At 72.6% G+C, this 21,363-nt stretch carries 20 protein-coding genes; 13 read left to right on the top strand and 7 right to left on the bottom strand.

Annotated elements, in window-relative coordinates:
• Nucleotides 1-237: 237 nt before the first annotated feature.
• From lipB to ACIQR3_RS07985, 4 genes are all read left to right on the top strand, one after another.
• Nucleotides 238-1,038 (top strand): lipoyl(octanoyl) transferase LipB, encoded by an 801-nt coding sequence (lipB, locus tag ACIQR3_RS08000; protein WP_403535761.1) that lies wholly within the window; start codon nucleotides 238-240, stop codon nucleotides 1,036-1,038.
• 73 nt (nucleotides 1,039-1,111) lie between these two features.
• Nucleotides 1,112-2,101, top strand: a complete 990-nt coding sequence (gene lipA / locus ACIQR3_RS07995) for a lipoyl synthase (RefSeq protein ID WP_403535759.1) — start codon at nucleotides 1,112-1,114, stop codon at nucleotides 2,099-2,101.
• A 245-nt stretch (nucleotides 2,102-2,346) separates the two neighbouring features.
• Nucleotides 2,347-2,565 (top strand): hypothetical protein, encoded by a 219-nt coding sequence (locus ACIQR3_RS07990; protein ID WP_403535756.1) that lies wholly within the window; start codon nucleotides 2,347-2,349, stop codon nucleotides 2,563-2,565.
• A 69-nt stretch (nucleotides 2,566-2,634) separates the two neighbouring features.
• Nucleotides 2,635-3,327: a DUF4191 domain-containing protein gene (locus ACIQR3_RS07985; protein WP_215165777.1), complete on the top strand. Its 693-nt coding sequence runs from the start codon at nucleotides 2,635-2,637 to the stop codon at nucleotides 3,325-3,327.
• A gap of 86 nt (nucleotides 3,328-3,413) precedes the next feature.
• Here the strand turns inward: ACIQR3_RS07985 and ACIQR3_RS07980 are convergent, their stop codons facing one another.
• The gene (locus ACIQR3_RS07980) at nucleotides 3,414-3,881 is read right to left on the bottom strand and encodes an RDD family protein (protein ID WP_403535753.1); all 468 of its coding nucleotides are present in this window, start codon (nucleotides 3,879-3,881) and stop codon (nucleotides 3,414-3,416) included.
• A 209-nt stretch (nucleotides 3,882-4,090) separates the two neighbouring features.
• On the opposite strand from ACIQR3_RS07980, the gene glnA reads away from it, so the two are divergent.
• From glnA to ACIQR3_RS07965, 3 genes are all read left to right on the top strand, one after another.
• Nucleotides 4,091-5,500 carry a type I glutamate--ammonia ligase gene (gene glnA / locus ACIQR3_RS07975; protein ID WP_403535749.1) on the top strand — a complete coding sequence of 470 codons (1,410 nt, stop codon included), beginning with the start codon at nucleotides 4,091-4,093 and terminating at the stop codon, nucleotides 5,498-5,500.
• Between the two features lie 295 nt (nucleotides 5,501-5,795).
• Nucleotides 5,796-7,997: an exo-alpha-sialidase gene (locus ACIQR3_RS07970; RefSeq protein WP_403535746.1), complete on the top strand. Its 2,202-nt coding sequence runs from the start codon at nucleotides 5,796-5,798 to the stop codon at nucleotides 7,995-7,997.
• An 87-nt stretch (nucleotides 7,998-8,084) separates the two neighbouring features.
• Nucleotides 8,085-8,342, top strand: a complete 258-nt coding sequence (locus tag ACIQR3_RS07965; protein ID WP_215173808.1) for a hypothetical protein — start codon at nucleotides 8,085-8,087, stop codon at nucleotides 8,340-8,342.
• A gap of 51 nt (nucleotides 8,343-8,393) precedes the next feature.
• Here ACIQR3_RS07965 and ACIQR3_RS07960 read toward each other — a convergent pair whose 3' ends face one another.
• The 6 genes from ACIQR3_RS07960 to ACIQR3_RS07935 form a co-directional block, all read right to left on the bottom strand.
• Nucleotides 8,394-10,961 carry an FtsX-like permease family protein gene (locus tag ACIQR3_RS07960; protein WP_403535744.1) on the bottom strand — a complete coding sequence of 856 codons (2,568 nt, stop codon included), beginning with the start codon at nucleotides 10,959-10,961 and terminating at the stop codon, nucleotides 8,394-8,396.
• Entirely contained in the window at nucleotides 10,958-11,662 is a 705-nt protein-coding gene (locus ACIQR3_RS07955) for an ABC transporter ATP-binding protein (RefSeq protein ID WP_403536761.1), read from the bottom strand. Before ACIQR3_RS07955 ends, ACIQR3_RS07960 begins: the two co-directional genes overlap by 4 nt.
• Nucleotides 11,663-11,748: 86 nt before the next feature.
• Nucleotides 11,749-12,195: a hypothetical protein gene (locus ACIQR3_RS07950; protein ID WP_403535741.1), complete on the bottom strand. Its 447-nt coding sequence runs from the start codon at nucleotides 12,193-12,195 to the stop codon at nucleotides 11,749-11,751.
• A 205-nt stretch (nucleotides 12,196-12,400) separates the two neighbouring features.
• Complete coding sequence (locus ACIQR3_RS07945; RefSeq protein WP_403535738.1) at nucleotides 12,401-13,075, bottom strand: response regulator; 675 nt, start codon at nucleotides 13,073-13,075, stop codon at nucleotides 12,401-12,403.
• Nucleotides 13,075-14,304, bottom strand: coding sequence for a sensor histidine kinase (locus tag ACIQR3_RS07940; RefSeq protein ID WP_403535735.1), 1,230 nt, complete (start codon nucleotides 14,302-14,304; stop codon nucleotides 13,075-13,077). Before ACIQR3_RS07940 ends, ACIQR3_RS07945 begins: the two co-directional genes overlap by 1 nt.
• 193 nt (nucleotides 14,305-14,497) lie before the next feature.
• Complete coding sequence (locus ACIQR3_RS07935) at nucleotides 14,498-14,812, bottom strand: hypothetical protein (RefSeq protein ID WP_403535733.1); 315 nt, start codon at nucleotides 14,810-14,812, stop codon at nucleotides 14,498-14,500.
• Nucleotides 14,813-14,994: 182 nt separating this feature from the next.
• Between ACIQR3_RS07935 and ACIQR3_RS07930 the strand changes: the two genes are divergently transcribed.
• The 6 genes from ACIQR3_RS07930 to ACIQR3_RS07905 all read left to right on the top strand — a co-directional run bounded on the left by ACIQR3_RS07930 (nucleotide 14,995) and on the right by ACIQR3_RS07905 (nucleotide 21,351).
• Complete coding sequence (locus tag ACIQR3_RS07930; RefSeq protein ID WP_403535731.1) at nucleotides 14,995-15,354, top strand: arsenate reductase family protein; 360 nt, start codon at nucleotides 14,995-14,997, stop codon at nucleotides 15,352-15,354.
• Between the two features lie 464 nt (nucleotides 15,355-15,818).
• A complete protein-coding gene (gene glnII / locus ACIQR3_RS07925; protein ID WP_215173382.1) occupies nucleotides 15,819-16,850 on the top strand; it encodes a glutamine synthetase in 1,032 nt (343 codons plus the stop codon).
• A gap of 311 nt (nucleotides 16,851-17,161) precedes the next feature.
• Nucleotides 17,162-17,710, top strand: a complete 549-nt coding sequence (locus tag ACIQR3_RS07920) for a winged helix-turn-helix domain-containing protein (RefSeq protein ID WP_403535728.1) — start codon at nucleotides 17,162-17,164, stop codon at nucleotides 17,708-17,710.
• A 94-nt stretch (nucleotides 17,711-17,804) separates the two neighbouring features.
• Nucleotides 17,805-19,088, top strand: coding sequence for a sensor domain-containing protein (locus tag ACIQR3_RS07915; protein ID WP_403535726.1), 1,284 nt, complete (start codon nucleotides 17,805-17,807; stop codon nucleotides 19,086-19,088).
• Nucleotides 19,073-19,726 carry a LuxR C-terminal-related transcriptional regulator gene (locus tag ACIQR3_RS07910; protein WP_403535723.1) on the top strand — a complete coding sequence of 218 codons (654 nt, stop codon included), beginning with the start codon at nucleotides 19,073-19,075 and terminating at the stop codon, nucleotides 19,724-19,726. Before ACIQR3_RS07915 ends, ACIQR3_RS07910 begins: the two co-directional genes overlap by 16 nt.
• A gap of 125 nt (nucleotides 19,727-19,851) precedes the next feature.
• Nucleotides 19,852-21,351, top strand: a complete 1,500-nt coding sequence (locus ACIQR3_RS07905; protein ID WP_403535720.1) for a DUF1996 domain-containing protein — start codon at nucleotides 19,852-19,854, stop codon at nucleotides 21,349-21,351.
• Nucleotides 21,352-21,363 lie beyond the last annotated feature (12 nt).

Raw genomic sequence — 21,363 nt, 5'->3', positions numbered from 1 at the left:
CCTTCCGGGGCGTGCGAAGTGCCCGGATTGCCTGTGAGCAGCCCTTATGGCCTCGTGAACGGCGCGAATGTAGCGGAGAGTAAGCACCTCATCGCACACTTCCTCATCTCTTCATCCGATCGTGTGAGGATCGGCCGTCCGGCTGACGGCTCCGGTCCCCCGTCGGCACCCCAAGGGGCGGACGTACAGTGGCGTGGGCACCAGTCGTGCCTTACTACGTCCAGGGAGGCGCTTGCCGTGAGTGGGTTGCGGTTCGTCCGTATGGGGTTCGGTGCGGAGGCGGTCGAGTACCAGGAGGCGTGGGACGAGCAGCGCCGGGTGCACGCGGCGCGGTTCGCCGACGAGGTTCCGGACACCGTGCTGCTCCTGGAGCACCCGCCGGTCTACACGGCCGGCCGGCGCACGGCGGACAACGAGCGCCCCCTCGACGGCACCCCGGTCATCGACGTGGACCGCGGCGGCAAGATCACCTGGCACGGCCCCGGCCAGCTGGTGGGCTACCCGATCCAGAAGCTCCCGCGCCCGGTGGACGTCGTCGCGCACGTACGGCGGCTGGAGGAGGCGCTGATCCGCACCTGCGCGGAGTTCGGCCTGGAGACCACCCGGGTCGAGGGCCGCAGCGGAGTCTGGGTCCTCGGCGACCCGGTGGAGCGGCGGCCGGCGCTCGGCGGGCTCTCGCTCGACTTCGACCCCCGGCTCACCGACGAGGAGTTCGACCCCCGGCTCAACGGCCCGGAGTACGCGCCCTCCAACGCGGGGCAGCGGCGCGAGGACCGGAAGATCGCCGCGATCGGCATCCGGGTCGCCAAGGGCGTCACCATGCACGGCTTCGCGCTCAACGTGCAGCCCGACAACAAGTGGTTCGACAAGATCATCCCGTGCGGCATCCGGGACGCCGGCGTCGCCTCCCTGGCGAACGAGCTGGGCCGGGACGTCACGATCGAGGAGGTGCTGCCGGTCGTGGAGCGGCACCTGAGGGACGTACTGGAGAACGCGGAACTCAAGCCGCGCGTGATCGAGAAGACACCGGCCGCCTGAGACAGGAGGCGGGCTTTCGAAAACACGGGCGTACCCTGAAGACGCCGAAGAATCAAACGCTAGGGAGCCGGTCGTGTCCGCAGTCGCACCCGACGGACGCAAGATGCTGCGCCTGGAGGTCCGCAACAGCCAGACCCCCATCGAGCGCAAGCCCGAGTGGATCAAGACCCGGGCGAAAATGGGCCCCGAGTACACCAAGATGCAGAACCTGGTGAAGGGCGAGGGCCTGCACACCGTCTGCCAGGAAGCCGGCTGTCCCAACATCTACGAGTGCTGGGAGGACCGCGAGGCGACCTTCCTCATCGGCGGCGACCAGTGCACCCGGCGCTGCGACTTCTGCCAGATCGACACCGGCAAGCCCGAGGCGCTCGACCGCGACGAGCCCCGCCGCGTCGGCGAGTCCGTGGTCACCATGGACCTGAACTACGCCACCATCACCGGCGTCGCCCGCGACGACCTGGAAGACGGCGGTGCCTGGCTGTACGCCGAGACCGTGCGCCAGATCCACCAGCAGACCGCCGGGCGCGCCGAGGGCCGCACCAAGGTCGAGCTGCTGGCCCCCGACTTCAACGCGGTCCCGGAGCAGCTCGCCGAGGTGTTCGCCTCCCGCCCCGAGGTCTTCGCGCACAACGTCGAGACGGTCCCGCGCATCTTCAAGCGCATCCGCCCCGGCTTCCGCTACGAGCGCTCCCTGAAGGTCATCACCGAGGCCCGCGACTACGGCCTGGTGACCAAGTCCAACCTGATCCTCGGCATGGGCGAGACCCGTGAGGAGGTCAGCGAGGCGCTGAAGCAGCTGCACGAGGCGGGCTGCGAGCTGGTGACCATCACGCAGTACCTGCGGCCCTCCGTGCGCCACCACCCCGTGGAGCGCTGGGTCAAGCCGCACGAGTTCGTGGAGCTGAAGGAGGAGGCCGAGCAGATCGGTTTCTCCGGCGTCATGTCGGGCCCGCTGGTCCGCTCCTCGTACCGGGCCGGGCGGCTGTACCAGATGGCCGTCGAGCAGCGTCATTCGGCTGCTCCGCAGCGGGGGGGCGCCTTCGTCGCCGCCCAGGCCGTGTGAATTCGCGCACAAGAAGCTACTTGCCGGTAATGGCCGGTACGACGCGGTCCCGGCCGTCCTCGCAGCTGAGGGCCACGGCCGGGGCCGCGTCCGCGTTCCGCGCCCCGACTCCGGGGCTTCATGGGTGTTTGACCGGCGGGTCACGCCCTGGTAACACCAATCAGTGACGCTGGACTCACGCCACGTACAGCCTTGCCCAACACCCCGCACCGCCATCCACCGCCGTCCCGAGGGGGGACCTCCAGATGCAGGCCGCGCCCGTCCGCGCCACCGCCATCCCGTCGCTCACCAGTGCCCTGCGCGCCGTCGAGTCGCTGCTGATGAGCGGCGGCCAGCGCACCGCCCGCCGCAACGCCTGGACGTCCGTCCTGGAGGACCGCCGCCGCGCCAAGGACCGCGTCGAGGCCGAGCGCGTCCTCGGCCAGGCCGCCCAGGCCGGCCAGAGCGCCTCCGTCCGCCTCTGACACCCGCCGCGGGGCCGCCCGCGGACACTGCCTTCGTCGGCGCCGCCGGGGACACGTAGACTTCGGTGCATGGCGAGGAAGGACAACGCGGCGGACGCCGCGAACCCCGGGCGACTGAAGCAGATCGCTCTGACCTACAAGATGACCCGCAGGGCCGACAAGAAGATCGGTCTTGTACTCGCGGCTGTCGGAATCATCGTCTTCGGTGTCTTCCTCGCGATCGGTTTCCTGATCGGTCACCCCATCTATCTCGGCATCCTGGGCCTGCTGCTCGCCTTCCTCGCGACGGCGATCGTGTTCGGGCGCCGGGCCGAGCGGGCGGCCTTCGGGCAGATGGAGGGCCAGCCGGGCGCCGCCGCGGCGGTACTGGACAACGTCGGCCGGGGCTGGACGACGACCCCGGCGGTGGCGATGAACCGCAACCAGGACGTGGTGCACCGCGCGGTCGGCAAGGCCGGCATCGTGCTGGTGGCGGAGGGCAACCCGAACCGGGTGAAGTCCCTGCTCGCCGCCGAGAAGCGGAAGATGAACCGGATCGTCGCCGACGTCCCCGTGCACGACCTGATCGTGGGCGACGGCGAGGGCCAGGTGCCGCTGAAGAAGCTGCGCACGACCATGCTCAAGCTGCCGCGCGTCCTGACCGGTCCGCAGGTCACCGTGACCAACGACCGGCTGCGCGCCCTGGGCGACCTGATGAGCAACATGCCGCTGCCCAAGGGGCCGATGCCCAAGGGGATGCGGATGCCGAAGGGCCCGCGCTAGACACGCGCTCCGCGTACACGCGTATACGTGAGTGGGGGCGCCCGGAATCTCTCCGGGCGCCCCCACTCACGTATACGTACGCGTCCTCAGCTCCGGACCTCGACCGTGCGCGCCAGCCGGTCGTGCAGGCCGCGGCCGTCGCGGTCCCAGATCAGCGCGGGGATCGCCACGCACAGCAGCACCGAGCGGAGCAGGGCGCGCAGCGGGTTGACCCGGCCGGTGCCCAGCTCGACGACGCGCAGGCCGAAGAGGCGCTTGCCCGGGGTGAAGCCGAGGGTGCCGACGGTCAGGACGCTCAGGACGAAGAAGATGAGCAGCGCCCAGTTGGAGGTCGCCTGGCCATAGCCGTCGGTGATCAGGCCGTATGCGATCAGCAGGCACAGGGCCCAGTCGACGGCCAGCGCGCCGAGCCGCCTGCCGGGACCGGCGATCGAACCCGGCCCCTCCTCGGGGAGGCCCAGCTCCTTGCCGCGGTAACCGAAGTCGGCGCCCGCCTCCTCCATGGCCGCGCGGGGCCCGGACAGCCACGATCCGATTGCTTGCCTCTTGTCCACGCATACACGGTACTGCCCACGTTTTGGACCGGTGTCGGGCGGGGTGGGACCGCACTAGGCTGGAACGGAGCCGGTTAACTTCTGCGAAACAAATGGGTCACGCCCGAGAAATCACCCGTCCCTAGGGTCGTGGACAGCGTGTGCCACCCGCACTGGCCGCACGAACGATCTACCACCCCGGCGGGACGGTCGGGAGTAGGAGGAGCTGGATGTTCCAGAACGCCGACGAGGCCAAGAAGTTCATCGCGGACGAGGACGTCAAGTTCGTCGATGTCCGTTTCTGCGACCTGCCGGGTGTGATGCAGCACTTCACGATCCCGGCCTCGGCCTTCGACCCGGCCGAGGAGCTGGCCTTCGACGGCTCCTCGATCCGCGGCTTCCAGGCCATCCACGAGTCCGACATGGCGCTCCGCGCCGACCTGTCCACCGCGCGGGTCGACCCGTTCCGCCGGGACAAGACGGTCAACATCAACTTCTTCATCCACGACCCGATCACGGGCGAGCAGTACTCCCGTGACCCGCGCAACGTGGCGAAGAAGGCCGAGGCCTACCTCGCCTCCACCGGCATCGCCGACACCGCGTTCTTCGGCCCCGAGGCCGAGTTCTACGTGTTCGACTCCGTCCGCTTCGCCACCGGCGCGAACGAGTCCTTCTACCACATCGACTCCGAGGCCGGCGCCTGGAACACCGGCGCGGTGGAGAACAACCGGGGTTACAAGGTCCGCTACAAGGGCGGCTACTTCCCGGTCCCGCCGGTCGACCACTTCGCCGACCTGCGCGCCGAGATCTCCCTGGAGCTGGAGCGGTCCGGCCTGCAGCTGGAGCGCCAGCACCACGAGGTGGGCACCGCCGGCCAGGCCGAGATCAACTACAAGTTCAACACGCTGCTCGCCGCCGCCGACGACCTCCAGCTCTTCAAGTACATCGTGAAGAACGTGGCCTGGAAGAACGGCAAGACGGCGACCTTCATGCCGAAGCCGATCTTCGGCGACAACGGCTCGGGCATGCACGTCCACCAGTCGCTGTGGAGCAACGGCGACCCGCTGTTCTACGACGAGCAGGGCTACGCCGGCCTGTCCGACATGGCCCGCTACTACATCGGCGGCATCCTCAAGCACGCCCCGTCGCTGCTGGCGTTCACCAACCCGACGGTGAACTCGTACCACCGTCTGGTGCCGGGCTTCGAGGCGCCGATCAACCTGGTGTACTCGCAGCGCAACCGCTCCGCCGCGATGCGCATCCCGATCACCGGCTCCAACCCGAAGGCCAAGCGCGTCGAGTTCCGCGCGCCCGACTCCTCCGGCAACCCGTACCTGGCGTTCTCCGCGCTGCTGCTCGCGGGCCTGGACGGCATCAAGAACAAGATCGAGCCGGCCGAGCCGATCGACAAGGACCTCTACGAGCTGGCTCCCGAGGAGCACGCGAACGTGGCGCAGGTCCCGACCTCGCTGGGCGCGGTCCTCGACCGCCTGGAGGCCGACCACGAGTTCCTCCTCCAGGGCGACGTCTTCACCTCCGACCTGATCGAGACGTGGATCGACCTCAAGCGCACCACCGAGATCGCCCCGCTCCAGCTGCGTCCGCACCCGCACGAGTTCGAGCTGTACTTCGACGTGTGATCGACGCTTCTCCGTCAGCGCAGCGCAGGGCCGTCCCGTCCGGGGCGGCCCTGCCGCGTTCCCGGGCCGCCCGGCGCCCCGGCTCCGGCTGATCGTTCACCTGTTCGTCACGAAAGGTGGTTTCCGAAGCCGGTCGTCGTTCAGCGCGCCGACGGCCGGGGCGGAGCATGATCGGTGGGTGCGTCCGCGGGGAGCGGTCGCCGCCGACTTCGATCCTGGGGGGGCTCGGATGTCCGACGACTCGGCGTCCACGGGCGGTGCGGGAAGACGCGCGGCCAGGGGTACGGGCACGGTCGTGGCAGCGCTGCTCGCGGTGGTGGCGGTGCTCCTGGGAGCGGGGGTGGTGACCGGCGAGGTCCCGCGCGCGGTGCCGGCGCCCGTCGGCCTGGTCCCGGCCGGGGACGTGCCGGGGGGCCACAGCACCGTCTTCGTCTCGGGCGAGTCGGGGTACTCCTGCTTCCGGGCGCCCTCGGTGGTCCGGGCGCAGGACGGCACGCTGCTCGCCTTCGCCGAGGCGCGGGACGACGACTGCGGGGACAGCGGCCGGATGGACATCGTCCTGAAGCGGTCCGCCGACGGCGGCGCGACCTGGGGCGCGCTGTCGGTGGTGACCGGCAGCAGGGAGGAGTCGGGCGGCCTCGCCTTCCCGCACAACGCCACCCCGATCGTGGACCCCGCCGACGGTGACGTCGTCCTGCTCTACACGGAGAGCTACCGGCGCGCGTACGTGCGGACGAGCACGGACGACGGTGCGAGCTGGGCGCCGGCGAAGGAGATCACCGCCTCCGTCTGGAAGCCGGAGTGGGGGACGCTCGGGCAGGGGCAGCTGGGCACCGGCCCCTCGCACGGCATCACGCTGACCCGCGGCGCCGAGGCCGGGCGCATGGTGGCCGGCCTGACCGTCCGGCTCGCCCCCGGCAGGACCAAGGTCGACCCGCTGGGCGGCGCCCTGATCTACAGCGACGACGGGGGCGCCACCTGGCGGGCGGGCGCCTCCTCGCACGGCGCCGAGCCCGGGCTGGGCGTCCAGGAGCTGAGCGTCTTCGAACGCTCCGACGGCAGCCTGGTCGCCACGGCCCGCAACGAGGAGGGCACCGACACGGTCCGGGCGGCCTACGCCGTCTCCCGCGACCAGGGCCTGACGTTCGAGACGGATTTCGCCCCGCTGGAGCCCCTGCCGCTGCCCGCCGTCGGCGTACAGGCCTCCACCCTGGCCGTCCGCGCCGAGGACGAAGACGGCTACGACCGGGTGCTGCTGGCCGCGCCCACCGACACCGGCGCCCGCGAGAACCTGACGATCCGCTCCTCCTTCGACGGCGGCCTCACCTGGCAGACCCCCGAGCAGGGGGCGCTGGTGACGGACGGCATCTCCGCCTACTCCGACCTGGTCGAACTGTCGGACGGGCGGTACGGCGTCCTCTACGAGGGCGGGGACACCGCGCAGCACGAGTTCATCAAGTGGGCGCCCTTCACCGAGGCGGACCTGGACCAGCCGGACGGCGCCCGGTCCCTGACCGGCAACCAGTACACCGGGGCGCTGCCCACCACCTCGCCCAGCCAGCTCCACCTGTTCGCCCCGACCCCCGCCGGCGGCCTCGGCCACTGGTTCGAGGAGGCCGACGGCACGGTCAAGCGCGGCACCTGGGGCACCGGCGTCGCCGGGGAGACGGTGGCCTTCCCCTACGGCGACCAGCAGCACGTCCTGGCCCGGGGCACCGACGGCAGTCTCCAGCACCGTTTCTGGGACAGCTCCACGAGCAGTGTGGTCCAGGAGACCTGGCTGCCGGCCGGCACGGTGGCCGGGGCGCCCGCGGCCCTGGTCACCGCCGGTCAGCAGCACGCCTTCGTGCGGGCGGCCGACGGGCGGCTGCTGCACTGCTTCTACGACGCGGCCAGTGGCGAGCTGCGCCGGCAGACCTGGGCGGCGGCCGGTTCCCTGGCCGGGGACCCCGTGGCGGTGACGTACGGCGGCCAGCAGCACGTGTGGGCGGCCGGGGCCGACGGGAAGCTGCACCACTGGTGGTGGACGAAGGGCCCCGGGGTGCGGCACGAGTCCTGGGAGGGCAGCGCCCGCGGCACACCGACGGCGTTCGTCCACAACGGGCAGCAGCACGTCTTCGCGGCGGACGCGGACGGCGCCCTGGCGCACTGGTGGTGGGACGCCGGCACCCAGGTGGTGAAGCGGCAGACCTGGTCCACGCCCGTGCCGCTCGGCGGCCGTCCGGTCGCCTTCGTCCACGGCTCCCAGCAGCACGTCTTCGCCCGGACCGCCGACGACACCCTCGCCCACTGGTGGTGGGACCCCGCCTACAGCGTGCGGTACGCGGTGCTGACGGGGACGGTCCGCTCCGATCCGGTGGCGCACGTGGTCGGCGACGTACAGCACGTGTACGGGACCGCGGCCGACGGGAGCCTCTCGCACTGGTGGTGGGAGAGCGCGACGGGGAACCGGCAGGAGTCCTGGGGCGGTCAGGCGGCGGCCACCCCCGCCTGGTGACCGGGTCGCTGGTGTGTACACGGTAAGTCGGCTTTCCTGGTTTACTGGCGCGGTTGTTCGAACGGAAGAGGGGGAGGGACATCCGCGATGTCCGAACAGGCCGATGACGAGCGGGAGTTCGACCTTCGGTGGGCGGATGACGCACCGCACAAGGAGCCGTCCGCGCGGGCCCGCATGCTCGCCGCGCGCTGGAAGGAGAACCCGCCCGGACCGGTTCCCTTCCGGGCGGATCCGGAGCCGGCGCGGGGCCGCGGCTCCTCGTGGGTGTCGACCGCCGTGGTACTCGGCTGTGTGGCCGCGGTCATCCTGCTGCTGGGGTACGTCGACTTCCGCGCGCCGTACTGAAGCGCGGGCCGTACCGAGGCGGCACGACGACCGGGGCCGGCGCCCGTCCCGCTACTCGGCCTGGGCGACGGCGACCGTCGGTGAGGTCCGGGAGGCGCGGAGGGCGGGCACCACTCCGGCGGCGGCGGTCACCAGGACGAGGGCGGTGAAGACCGCCGCGAGGTGTCCCGCCGGGAGGCTGAACGGGGCGCTCGTCTCGGCGACCCGGACCACCAGCCAGGAGTACGGCACGCCGAGCGCCAGACCGAGGATCCCGCCCAGGACGCCGTAGAGCGCGCACTCCACCGTGACCATGCGGTGCACGGCCGCGCCGCCGAGCCCCAGGGCCCGCAGCAGTCCGAACTCGCGCTTGCGCTCGACGACGGTGAGGCTCGCCGTGGTCGCGACGCCGACGACCGCGACCAGGACGGTCAGGCCCAGGACCATGATCACCGTCGTGGCCATCGTCCGCAGGTCGTCCGACTGCCCGGCCGCCGCGGCCGAGTCCTCGGCGATGACCCGGCCGTCGCCGCGCTGTGGGCCGGTCAGGGTGTCGGTGATGGCCCGCTGGGCGCGTAGCCGCCCCTCGGCGCTGTCCTCCGCGGCGTCGGCGGTGACGGTGGTGGGCGCGGGGTCCGCTCCCATCCGGGTGAGGTCCGCGGCGGGGACGTAGAAGTTCCCGCCGTAGGGGCCGGCTCCGGGCAGCGTCGCCGCCACGGTGAGCCGGACGGGGCGGCCCGCGAACTCCAGCGTCACCCGGTCGCCCGCCCGGACGCCGAGCCGGTGGGCGTGGTCGGCGTCCACGACGACGTGGCCGGGCGCGAGGCGGCCGAGGGAGCCGGTGCGGGCGGTCAGGCTCACCCCGGAGCGTACGGCGCCGAGGTCGAGGTCGGAGACGGTGACGCTGCGGGAGCCCTCGACGGCCTCCGCCGCACGGAACGCGGTCACGCCGGCCAGTTCGGGGTGGGCGGCCAGGTCGGCGGCGAGCGACCGGTCCAGGGTCCCGGTGTCCCTCGGGTAGAGGTGGAAGTCGGCGGGTGACTCCACGGCCTGCCGGTAGCGCTCGTAGGCGTTCAGGGAGGCGAGGCAGGTCAGGGTCGAGCCGACCAGGCAGACGCCGAGGGCGACCACGACCGACACCGAGGCGGCCCGGCCCGGCGCTCCTCCGACGCCCGCGACCGCGAGCCGGCCGGCCGCGCCGGTGCGGCGCAGGAGCACCCCGACGGCCGCCAGCACCGGCCGGACCAGCCGGGGCCCGAGGGCGATCAGCGCCAGGAAGGCCAGGGCGCCCGAGAGGACGACGCCGGTCAGCGCCGTGAAGCGGTCGTACTCCGCGTCGCCCGGCTGGGGCAGCCCGTCGTACTGCTGCCAGGCGAGGAGCGCGGCGCCCGCCGCGCACAGCAGGCCCAGCAGGGTCCGGACGGTGCCGCCGCCCGCCGCGCCCTGTTCCGCCGCGGCGCTGCGCAGGGCCTGCAACGGGGAGACCCGGGAGGCGCTCAGCGACGGGGCCAGGACCGCGAGGACGGCCAGCAGGCCGGTGCCGAGCACGGTGAGGACGGCCTCCGCCGGCGGCATCCCCGAGGGCGCGGACAGGTCGTGCCCGAACCGTCCGGCGACCGGGGGGACGAGCTGTCCGCAGCCCCGGGCCGCCAGCACACCGGCCGCGCCGGCCAGCAGGCCGACCACCGCCCCCTCGGCGACGAGCGCGGCGGCGAGCCGTCGCGGGGTCGCCCCGATGGCGCGCAGCAGCGCCAACTGGCGTACCCGCCGGGCGAAGACGATGCGGAAGGTGGAGGTGGCGACGAGCACGGCCGCGCCGACGGCGACGCCGAGGAAGACGGTGACCAGCTCCAGGGTGTCCTTCGCGTCCGCCACCGCCGCGTCGGCCTCCTCCTGCCGCACCTCGTCCCCGGACCGCACCAGCGCGCCGGGCACCGCCTGCCGGATCCGCTCGGCCGGTTCCGCGGACTCGGGTCCGGAGGGCGCGGTGCCGGTGCGGATGTCGACGCGGGAGTAGCCCGACACCCCGAGGATGTCCTGGAGCCGGGGGCCGGGGGCGTGCCCGGTGGGCCCCGCCGCGTTCGTGGTCGTACTGCGGACGATGCCGCTGACCTCGACCGTCACCCGCCGGGTGCCCTCGCCGTCGGACGCGGGCTGGAGCAGGGTGAGCGACGATCCGGGGGCGAGGCCGTAGGCCCGCGCGGCCTCGGTGTCGACGGCGATCCGGCCCGGCCCGGAGGGGTACGTGCCCTCGATCAGCCGTACGGCCGACAGGGCGCCGGTGCCCGGGTCCGCGGACAGTTCGAGGTAGCGTTCGACGGCGCTGCCGTCCAGCGGGGCGCCGCCGTCGAGCCGGCCGACGGCCTCGGCGACGCCGGGCGCCTCGCGGATCGCGCGGAGTTCGGCCTCGCCGATGTCCTCGCCGTCGTCGCCGGGCGTGACCACCAGCGACACCGCCTCGGGCGTGCCGCGGAACGTGTCGACGACGGTCGCGGTGACGATCTGCTGGGCCGTGACGGCGCCGAAGACGACGAACGCCGCGATCAGCAGCGACAGTCCGGTCGCCGCGAACCGTCCGGGCCGCCGCAGCAGCTCCGCGACCTGGGAGCCCAGGACGGTCGCGCGCCACGGGCCCCTCATCGCCGCCTCCCCATGACGTCGGTGGCGAGGGCGGCGGCCCGCCGGGCGGGGGCGGTGTGCTCGTCGCCGCGGACCCGTCCGTCCGCGAGGGTCAGCACCCGGTCCGCGTACTGGGCGGCCGAGGGGTCGTGGGTGACCATCACGACCGTCTGGCCGAGGTCGTCGACGCACTGGCGCAGCACGGTGAGGACTTCGGCGCCGGTCCGGGAGTCGAGGTTGCCGGTGGGTTCGTCGGCGAAGACCACGGCCGGCCGGGCCACCAGCGCCCGGACCACGGCGACCCGCTGCTGCTGGCCCCCGGAGAGTTCGGACGGGCGGTGCGCCACGCGGTGGGCGATGCCGAGGACTTCGCAGAGGTGGTCCACCAGGGCGCGGTCCGGGCGCCCGCCGGACATGGTGACGGGCAGCACGATGTTCTCGTAGGCGGTCAGCTGGGGCAGCAGGTTGAACGACTGGAAGACGAAGCCGATCCGCTCCCGCCGCACCCGGGTCAGCTGCCGGTCGGACAGCCCGGTGATCTCCGTTCCGTCCAGGACGATCCGGCCGGAGGTGACGGTGTCGAGTCCGGCGACGCAGTGCATCAGCGTCGACTTCCCCGACCCGGAGGGGCCGACGACGGCGGTGAACCGGGCGCGCTGGACGGCGACGGTCACCCCGTCGAGGGCCCGTACCTCGGCGGTGCCCTGGCGGTAGGTCTTCACCAGGGCGGTGGCGGTGATGACGTCGTCCGGTGTGCCGCCGGGGGCGACGGTGTGGACAGCCATGGGGCGGGTTCTCGCGATCCGGGTCAGGAGCCGAGCCGCGGCATGGACAGGGTGACGCCGGCGTTCTCGCAGTGTCCCTGCGCCTGTTCCTGGAGGTCCTTCACGTCCTTCGCGGACGGCACCTCGGAGGACTTCTCGGCGGTCGCGAGCGCCCAGCCCTCGTAGTTGGAGATCTTGGCTCCGAGGTAGCCGTCCTTCATCTGCGCGCGGCGCTCGTCGCCGGTCTGCTCCCACCACTTCTGCGCGTCCGCCGCGGAGCCGGTGGAGATCTGCTTGCCCTCGGTGATGATGCGCTGCGCCAGCTTGCAGTCGGCGACGGACGCCTGGCTGAGTGCGTCCTTCTGCTGCCACCAGTAGCCGGCCCCGGCGACCAGGGCGGCGGCGATCACGGCCGTGGCGGCGCCGAGGACGAGGCGGTTGCGCTTGCGGTTGTTCTTGGCGGCGGGGGCGGTGGCGGGCGTGGTGGTCATCGGATCCTCCAGTAGGTGTCTTCTCGCCGCGTTCGGCGACAGGAAGAAGTCTGGAGTTCGGCGGCCCCGCGGACATCGGCCACGAATCCGAGATCGGAGGGGGCCGATCTGGCCCACCGGGCGGGGTGGTTCCTGCACCCCCGGGGGCAGCACCCCGGGGGTGTTTCTGCACCCTCAGGGGGAGGCGCCCTCAGGGGCGGCCTCCTCAAGGGGAGGGACTGACCAGCCCGGACTGATAGGCGAACGCGACGGCCTGGGCGCGGTCCCGCAGGTGCAGCTTGGCCATGAGGTTGCCCAGGTGCGTCTTCACGGTGGCCTCCGCGACGTACAGGTCCGAGGCGATCTCGGCGTTGGACATTCCGCGGGCGACCAGGGTGAGCACGTCCCGTTCGCGTGCGGTGAGCATGTCCAGCCGCTCGGCCTGTTCGTTCACGGGTGCCAGCCGGTCCGAGACCCGGTCGAGGAGCAGCCGGGTGATGCGCGGGGCCACCACCGACTCCCCCGCGGCCAGGACCCGGATGGCGTTGACGACCTCCGTGGCGGGGGCGTTCTTCAGCAGGAAGCCGCCGGCTCCGGCGCGCAGCGCCGCGAAGGCGTCCTCGTCGTTGTCGAAGGTGGTCAGCACCAGCACCCCGGGCGGATCGTCCCTCCGCATCAGCTGCTCGGTGGCCTGGATGCCGTCCATGACGGGCATGCGGATGTCCATGATGACGACGTCCGCCTCGACCTCGCGCAGCAGGTCGAGGGCCTGGGCGCCGTTCTCCGCCTCCCCGACGACCTCGATGTCGTCCTGGCCGGCCAGCACCATGGAGAATCCGGCCCGGATCAGCGGCTGGTCGTCCACCACGGCCACCCGGATCACTCTGTCCGCCTGCGTCATCACTTCGTCCTTGTCGGAATCGAGGCACGTACGTGCCATCCGCTGCCGAGCCGGGGGCCGGCCTCGAAGGTGCCCCCGGCGAGTTCCACCCGCTCCCGCATGCCCACCAGGCCGTTGCCTCCGGAGCCCCCGACGCCGCGGCCGGCGAGGGTGCCCGCTCCGTCGTCGACGACGCTGATCAGCAGGGTGCCCCGCTCCTCGTGGAGCCTGATGTCGACCCCGGCCCCGGCTCCGGCGTGGCGGAGCACGTTGGTGAGGCACTCCTGGACGATGCGGAAGGCCGTCATCTCCTCCGTCGGCGCCAGCCGTCCCTCGCCGACCTCGATCGACACGTCCACGGTCAGCCCGGCGGCCCGGGCCCGTTCGGCGACGACCTTGATCTCGTCGAGGGTGACCAGGCGCCGTGGCGGGCCGCTGTCGGCGGCGTCCTGGTTGCCCTCGCGCAGCACCCGGACGATGCGGTGCATGTCGTCGATGGCGTCCCGGCCGGTGGCGGCGATCGTCCTCAGCGCGGACTGGGCCATGTCCGGCGACTTCCGCAGCACGGACTCGGCGCCGTCGGCCTGGAGGATCATCACGGCCAGGCTGTGCGCCACCACGTCGTGCAGCTCGCGGGCGATGTCGGCCCGCTCCCGGGCCGCGGCCAGCCGGACGCGCTGTTCCTGTTCCCGCTGGATGTGCAGGGCGCGGTCCGCCTGGCTCTCGGCGTAGAGCCGCCGGGTGTGCAGGGCGAAGGCAGTGAGCCAGACCGTCAGCGTCAGTCCCCAGAAGGTCAGCAACGTCCCGGAATCGACGAACGGCTCGATCCCGAGGAGCGGCACCTCCACCGTTCCGGCCAGCACGGCCAGCAGCACCGAGCCGCCCGCGAGGTACGGCATCCAGGTGGTCCGGGAGTGGTGGATGACCGACATCAGGGCGAACAGCACGGCCACGTTGTACGCGGCGGGCGACGACGCCAGCGGGGTCTCGGGCCGGTCGTCCAGGACGAACTGGACGACGCTCAGCACCATGACGGCCGCCATCACCGTGCCGGGGTACCGTCTGCGGGCCAGCAGGCACAGTCCCATCAGCGAGCCCAGGAGCAGGTCGTACTCCTCGGTGTACTGACCCGCCGCGATCAGGACCGCCAGCGCCATGGCGATGTCGCTGGCCCGGGCGACGGCGCGGCCCAGCCGGCCGGACAGCGTCATCAACGACGACGGGACCGGGACCGTCCTCTCCTCAGTCAACCGTCGTACCTCTCTCTTCCGGCGGGGGCGCGAGCGCGCGGCCCCGCCGGCACAAGTGGCTCCGGGCCGCGGGGATTTCACGCCGACTTCGCGATGACTCGCGATGACTCGCGATGAGGGAGACGCCCTCACGCGCCCATACTGCCTCAGCGCCGGGTGCCCCGTGGAGCGAGGCGCCCGGCGCCGGTACCGGTCAGCGGTTGTAACGCATGAACGCGCGCACCATGCGGCACGTGGTGGCCGACGGCGGGTGGACGCCGATCAGCCGCGCCGTGCTGCGGATCTCCTCGTCGCGGGCCTGGTCGGGCAGGTAGACGCCGGAGTCGAGCAGGGCGATGGCGAGCCGCATCGCCTTGAGCCGGCGGTTGTGCGTGACGTACCACTCGCGCGGGCGGCCCGCCGGGAGCGGGCGCTTCGCCACCGGGGCGCAGGGCAGTTCGAGCGGCACGGGGCGCTTCGCGGTGGACTGGGTGGGCAGGAACTCGGGCTTCAGTGCGGCAGCGGGCACAGGCATCCTCCTGTCGCGGTCGGGGCCGCGCGGGAGCCTCGGCGCCCCCGGCGATTCCCTCGAACACTGCTTCAATTCTACCGCCGGGCACTGACAAAACCCCCTGGCCAGCAGGGGTTTCGGGGGTGCGGGGGCCGGTGGGGCGGAACGGGTTGGCGGGGTGTGCGGGCTACCGTGTCGGCATGGAGATCTGGATCAATCCCGCCTGCTCGAAGTGCCGCAGCGCGATCAGTGTGCTCGACGCCGAGGGGGCCGACTACACCGTCCGCCGTTACCTGGAGGACGTACCGAGCGCGGACGAGATCCGCGACGTCCTCGCCCGCCTCGGCCTCGAACCCTGGGACATCACGCGCACCCAGGAGGCGGCCGCCAAGGAACTCGGGCTCAAGGAGTGGCCCCGGGACGCCGAGGCGCGCGAGCGCTGGATCGCGGCGCTCGCCGAGCACCCGAAGCTGATCCAGCGGCCGATCATCACCGCGGACGACGGCACGGCGCTCGTCGCCCGCACCGACGAGGCCGTCCGGGACGCGCTGTCCCGGTAGCCGCCGGCCGGCCCGACAGCCCGGCCGTGCCTCCGCGGACACCGGGCCGCCGGACGGGCGAGAAACCGTCGCCCACCCGCGCCCGCTCCCGGACCCGTACCCGCCCCCTTCCCCGGACCCGCACCCGCACCCTTCCCCGGTCCCGCACCCTTCCCCGGTCCCGCACCCGCACCCGCCCCCGCCCCCGCACGTCGCATACGAGCACCGCCCCCGCCCCCGCACCCGGCACCGCGCCCCCGCACCGCTCCCGGCGCCCCGCCCGCCCGGCATCGCCCCCCGGGGCCCCTCACACCGCGAATCCGGCCACACCACCCCCAGGTAACACGGGGTTCACAAACGGGCAATGGCCGGGAAACCGCCTGTTGACAAGCTGCGGGGCATCACCCGCGGCGCTCCGGTGCAGCAGCGCCCCCCAGCACCAGCACCCGCATGTGCGCCCAGACCCACCCGAAGGATGTGTCCCCGTGACCTTCAAGGCCGAGTACATCTGGATCGACGGCACCGCGCCCACGGCCAAGCTCCGTTCCAAGACGAAGATCATCACGGGCGCCCCGGCCGGCCTGGACGCCCTGCCGATCTGGGGCTTCGACGGTTCCTCCACCAACCAGGCCGAGGGCCACTCCTCGGACTGCGTGCTCAAGCCGGTCTTCACCTGCCCGGACCCGATCCGCGGCGGCGACGACGTGCTCGTGCTGTGCGAGGTCCTGGACACGGACATGGCCCCGCACCCGACCAACACCCGCGCCGCGCTGGCCGAGGTCGCCGAGCGCTACGCCGCGCAGGAGCCGATCTTCGGCATCGAGCAGGAGTACACCTTCTTCAAGGACGGCTACCCGCTCGGCTTCCCCAAGGGCGGCTTCCCGGCCCCCCAGGGCGGCTACTACTGCGGTGTCGGCGCCGACGAGATCTTCGGCCGCGAGGTCGTCGAGGCCCACCTGGAGAACTGCCTGAAGGCGGGGCTCGCCATCTCCGGCATCAACGCCGAGGTCATGCCCGGCCAGTGGGAGTTCCAGGTCGGCCCGGTCTCCCCGCTGGAGGTCTCCGACCACCTGTGGGTGGCCCGCTGGCTGCTCTACCGCACCGCCGAGGACTTCGACATCGCCGCCACCCTCGACCCCAAGCCGGTCAAGGGCGACTGGAACGGCGCCGGCGCGCACACCAACTTCTCCACCAAGGCGATGCGTGAGAGCTACGACGCGATCATCACCGCCGCCGAGTCGCTCGGCGAGGGTTCCAAGCCGCTGGACCACGTCAAGAACTACGGCGCCGGCATCGACGACCGCCTCACCGGCCTGCACGAGACCGCCCCGTGGAACGAGTACAGCTACGGCGTCTCCGACCGCGGTGCCTCGGTCCGCATCCCGTGGCAGGTCGAGAAGGACGGCAAGGGCTACATCGAGGACCGCCGTCCCAACGCCAACGTCGACCCGTACGTGGTGACCCGCCTCCTCGTCGACACCTGCTGCGAGGCGCTGGAGAAGGCCGGCCAGGTCTGACCGCCGCCGTGCTCGTCACACAGGGGCGTCCACCGTCGCGGTGGACGCCCCTGTGATGGTTCAATGGAGGCATGGCCAGCCTCCAGAAGCCCCACGCGCCGGGTCGCCACGACCTGAAGCCCTTCTGGCCGTCCCGTCAGCACCACGACTTCGACCGGGTGTGTTGTCGCGCCTTTCCCGCGCGCGGCCCCGTGAAGCCGTAATCCCGGCCTCCGGCCAGCGCGCACGGCGTACGTCCGCGACGCGCGCGGCCACCGGTCCGCGCCCGTCGCTCTTCCCGACGAACCCTCGCGTGAAAGAGCTGACTTCTCATGGCGACCACCTCCCCTTCCCTCGCTTCCGTCCCGCGCGACGCCCGGTACCGGCTGCGGGCCGTCGACCGGGACGAGACGATCGACGTCGCGGACCTGCTGCCGCCCGGCGCCACCTGGCTGCCCGCCCCGCCGCACGCCCTGCCCGCCCTGCCGGGCCGGCCGCCGATGGTCGGGTACCTGGTGCTGGTACCGGCCGACCGGCAGCCGCCGTTCACCGCGGCGCCGGAGCAGGAGCCGGACACCGCCGGCGCCGACCCGCTGGTGCGGATCGACACCGCGCACCGCACCGCCTCCGTCGCCGGACGCGAACTCGACCTGACCTACCTGGAGTTCGAACTGCTCGCCCACTTCGTCGCCCACCCCCACCGGGTGCACAGCCGGGACCAGCTGGTCTCCACGGTGTGGGGGTACGGCCACGTGGGCGACGGCCGCACCGTCGACGTCCATGTCGCCCGGCTGCGCCGCAAGCTGGGCGCCGAACACCGCGGCGCCATCCAGACCGTGCGCCGCGTCGGCTACAAGTACACGCCGCCGCACGGGCGCTGAGCCGCCCTCCCCGGCCGGGGGGTGTACCTGACACCACCCCCGGCCGGGGGCCCGGCCCAGTGACCGGTGCCGCCGGCTCGGCCAGACTGCCCGTATGACGACCGACATGACCATCGAACCGGCGGCCGGGCGGACCGAGGGACACGGCGGCGCGCGCGGCGCCGGACGGGCCGCCGTGCGGGGACTGGCGCTGGCGCTCGTCGCCCTGCCCGGGTCGGTGCTGTGCTTCGTCCTGACCGCCGTGTCCCTCGCGCTCGTCCCGATCGGCGTCGGCCTCGTCACGACGCCCCACGTGCTGACCGGAGTACGGACGTACGCGAACTGGCGGCGGGTGCTCGCCGCCGAGTGGGGCGGCGTGCGCATCCCGCCCGCCTACCGGCCGCTGCCGCCCGGCGGCAACCCGTGGACGCGTACGGCCGCGCTGCTGGGCGACCCGGCGACCTGGCGGGACCTGCGGTGGCTGCCGGTGGACATGACGGCCGGCTTCGTCACCGCGCTGCTGCCGGCCGCGCTGCTCCTCTACCCGCTGGAGGGGTTCGCGATCGCGGCCGGGCTGTGGCGGGTCTTCCCCGACGGGTACTGGTACGGGTTCGTGCCGGTCGACGGGCAGGCGTCCGCGCTGGGCGCCGCCGTCCTCGGCCTCGGCCTGCTGCTGCTCGGCCACTTCCTCGCCGCGCGCCTGCTGCACGGCCACTTCCTGCTCACCCGGGCCGTCCTCGGCTCCGGGCAGGAGGCGCTGGCCGAACGGGTCCGGGTGCTCACCGAGACCCGGCGCGACGCCGTCGACACCTCCGCCGCCGAACTGCGCCGCATCGAACGGGACCTGCACGACGGCGCCCAGGCCCGGCTGGTCGCCATGGGCATGGACCTGGGCACCGTCGAGGCCCTGCTCGACACCGACCCGGAGCGGGCCAGGGAACTGCTCGCGCAGGCCCGCCGCTCCTCCGCCGACGCCCTCGACGAACTGCGCGACCTGGTGCGCGGCATCCACCCGCCGGTGCTCGCCGAACGCGGCCTGGGCGACGCCGTACGGGCCCTGGCGCTCAGGCTGCCGGTCGCCACCGAGGTCACCGTGGAGCTGCCGGGGCGGGCCGAGGCGCCGGTGGAGTCGGCCGCGTACTTCGCCGTGAGCGAGGTCCTCACCAACGCCGTGAAGCACTCCGGCGCCGACCGGATCTGGGTCGACCTGCACCACACGGACGGCTTCCTGCGGATGACGGTCACCGACAACGGCAGGGGCGGCGCGGTGGCCGGCCCGGGGAGCGGACTGACCGGGGTGGAGCGGCGGCTCGGTACCTTCGACGGTGTCCTGGCCGTCAGCTCCCCCGCGGGCGGCCCCACCCTGGTCACCATGGAGCTGCCTTGCGCGTTGTCCTAGCCGAAGACCTGTTCCTGCTGCGCGACGGACTGGTCCGGCTCCTGGAGGCCCACGGTTTCGAGATCGCGGCGGCCGTCGAGAGCGGCCCCGAGCTGGCCCGGGCGCTGGCCGAACTCGACCCCGACGTCGCCGTGGTCGACGTACGCCTGCCGCCCACCCACACCGACGAGGGGCTCCAGTGCGCGCTGGCCGCCCGCCGTGCCCGGCCCGGACTGCCGGTGCTGGTCCTGTCCCAGCACGTGGAGCAGCTCTACGCGCGGGAGCTGCTGGCCGACGGGACGGGCGGGGTCGGGTACCTGCTGAAGGACCGGGTGTTCGACGCGGCGCAGTTCACGGACGCGGTGCGGCGGGTGGCCGGGGGCGGTACGGCGATGGATCCGCAGGTCATCCAGCAGCTGCTCAGCCGGCGCGCGGTGGACGAGGGGCCGGTGGCCCGGCTGACGCCCCGGGAGCGGGAGGTGCTGGAGCTGATGGCGCAGGGGCGGTCCAACGCGGCGATCGCCGCCAAGCTGGTGATCACCGAGCGGGCGGTGGCCAAGCACACCGCCAACATCTTCGCCAAGCTCGGCCTGGAGGTCTCCGACGACGACAACCGGCGGGTCCTGGCGGTGCTGGCCCATCTCGACCGGGGCCGGTGACCGGGGCTCCCGCGCCGTAATTCCCGGGACGGCTGAACACCCGTGGGACGCCTTGCGTATGGAAGGGCGCCGCTTCACTCCTGTCGGGCGCCTCGATGCCCCGCAAGGAAGCCAAGAGGAGTCTCATGGGACGCACCACAAGAAAACGCCGTATGCCGCTGGCCACCAAGGTCATGGCCGGGACAGCGGCCTTGGCCCTCGGTGGGGGCGGGCTGGTCTGGGCCAACTTCCACGCCTCGGCGCACGAGAAGGACAACGGCCACAACCGGACGCGGTCCGCCGCCGCGCAGGTCGCCACGATCCAGTGCCCGGACGTCGGCCAGAAACTGCGGAACGTGCCGAGGGGGGCGCGCGCCGGTGTGGACCGGGAGCTGGCCCGGCTCGACCAGCAGATCACCGAGGCGTACGCGCGCCTCGCCGCCACCCGCCAGGCACAGGCGGGCGACTCGGCCTTCGTGCAGAACTCGATCCTCGGGCCCCTGAAGTCCAAGCGGACCGCGGTCCTGGACCGGATCGGCACCAACATCCGCCGGGTCGGCGGCCAGGCCCCGCGGGGCCTGGACCGGTTCGCCGGCTGCAAGGGCATGGGCGCCGACCAGCCGAACGACGGCAACGGGAACGGCGGTCAGGGCGACGGCGGGCAGGGCCAGGAGCCGGACCCGGAGGAGAGCCAGGCGCCCGGCGACAACGGCAACGGCGCGGCCGGGCCGGTCGCCGCCGACTTCGTCGACATCACCACCGTCGAGCCGAACGGATTCCCGGGCCCCAACGGACTCGCCGCAAACGGGGACACCGGTTCCACCGGCACCTTCACCACCGTGTGCGGTGTCAACGAGAACGACCTGCACAACAGCGACAACCTGATCGTCGCCCCCGGAGTGGACAACGGCGCCCACCACACCCACGACTACGTCGGCAACCAGGGCAACGACGCCTTCGCCTCCGACGACGACCTGGCCGCCGCCGACACCTCCTGCCAGAACCAGGGCGACAGGTCGACGTACTACTGGCCGGTGCTGCGGCTCCAGGACGGCACCGCCGAGTTCGACGCCGGTGACCTGGGCGGCGGCGCCGAGGGCAACGTCGGCAAGATCCTCGAGGCGCGGCAGGCCGAGATCAGGTTCGTCGGCAACAAGCAGGGCGACGTCGTGGCGATGCCGAAGTTCCTGCGCGTCATCACCGGCGACGCCAAGGCGTTCACCAACGGCCTCGCCAACGCCAACACCGCGTGGAGCTGCACCGGCTTCGAGGACCGCCAGCTCACCGACAAGTACCCGCTGTGCCCGGACGACAGCCAGGTGGTGCGCACGGCCAACTTCCAGTCCTGCTGGGACGGCCAGAACATCGACAGCGCCAACCACCGCGACCACGTCGCCTTCGTCCAGGCCGACGGCAGCTGCCCCGGCGGCTTCCAGGCCATCCCTCAGCTCCAGGTCCGCCTGGTGTACGACGTGCCCACGCCGACCGTGAAGAACGGCCAGGTGAAGAACCCGTACGCGGTGGACGGCTTCCCGGAGCAGCTGCACAAGCCGATCACCGACCACAACGACTTCATCAACGTCATGGACGAGGAACTGATGGACGAGGTCGTGCGGTGCATCAACAGCGGTGAGGACTGCGAGTAGACGTCCTCTTCC

The sequence above is a fragment of the Streptomyces sp. NPDC090994 genome (assembly GCF_044768905.1).
Lineage (GTDB): Bacteria > Actinomycetota > Actinomycetes > Streptomycetales > Streptomycetaceae > Streptomyces.
The sequence above is the reverse complement of the archived record's forward strand: the minus strand, read 5'-3'. Positions and strand labels throughout refer to the sequence as shown.

Bases quoted from the DNA above. Each gene is read 5' to 3' on its own strand.
- ACIQR3_RS07945 (WP_403535738.1), bottom strand. From the start codon at position 13,075: ATGACGCAGGCGGACAGAGTGATCCGGGTGGCCGTGGTGGACGACCAG.
- ACIQR3_RS07960 (WP_403535744.1), bottom strand. From the start codon at position 10,961: ATGAGGGGCCCGTGGCGCGCGACCGTCCTGGGCTCCCAGGTCGCGGAG.
- ACIQR3_RS07905 (WP_403535720.1), top strand. From the start codon at position 19,852: ATGGGACGCACCACAAGAAAACGCCGTATGCCGCTGGCCACCAAGGTC.
- glnA (WP_403535749.1), top strand. From the start codon at position 4,091: ATGTTCCAGAACGCCGACGAGGCCAAGAAGTTCATCGCGGACGAGGAC.
- ACIQR3_RS07985 (WP_215165777.1), top strand. From the start codon at position 2,635: ATGGCGAGGAAGGACAACGCGGCGGACGCCGCGAACCCCGGGCGACTG.
- ACIQR3_RS07930 (WP_403535731.1), top strand. From the start codon at position 14,995: ATGGAGATCTGGATCAATCCCGCCTGCTCGAAGTGCCGCAGCGCGATC.
- ACIQR3_RS07920 (WP_403535728.1), top strand. From the start codon at position 17,162: ATGGCGACCACCTCCCCTTCCCTCGCTTCCGTCCCGCGCGACGCCCGG.
- ACIQR3_RS07965 (WP_215173808.1), top strand. From the start codon at position 8,085: ATGTCCGAACAGGCCGATGACGAGCGGGAGTTCGACCTTCGGTGGGCG.
- ACIQR3_RS07915 (WP_403535726.1), top strand. From the start codon at position 17,805: ATGACGACCGACATGACCATCGAACCGGCGGCCGGGCGGACCGAGGGA.
- ACIQR3_RS07990 (WP_403535756.1), top strand. From the start codon at position 2,347: ATGCAGGCCGCGCCCGTCCGCGCCACCGCCATCCCGTCGCTCACCAGT.
- ACIQR3_RS07950 (WP_403535741.1), bottom strand. From the start codon at position 12,195: ATGACCACCACGCCCGCCACCGCCCCCGCCGCCAAGAACAACCGCAAG.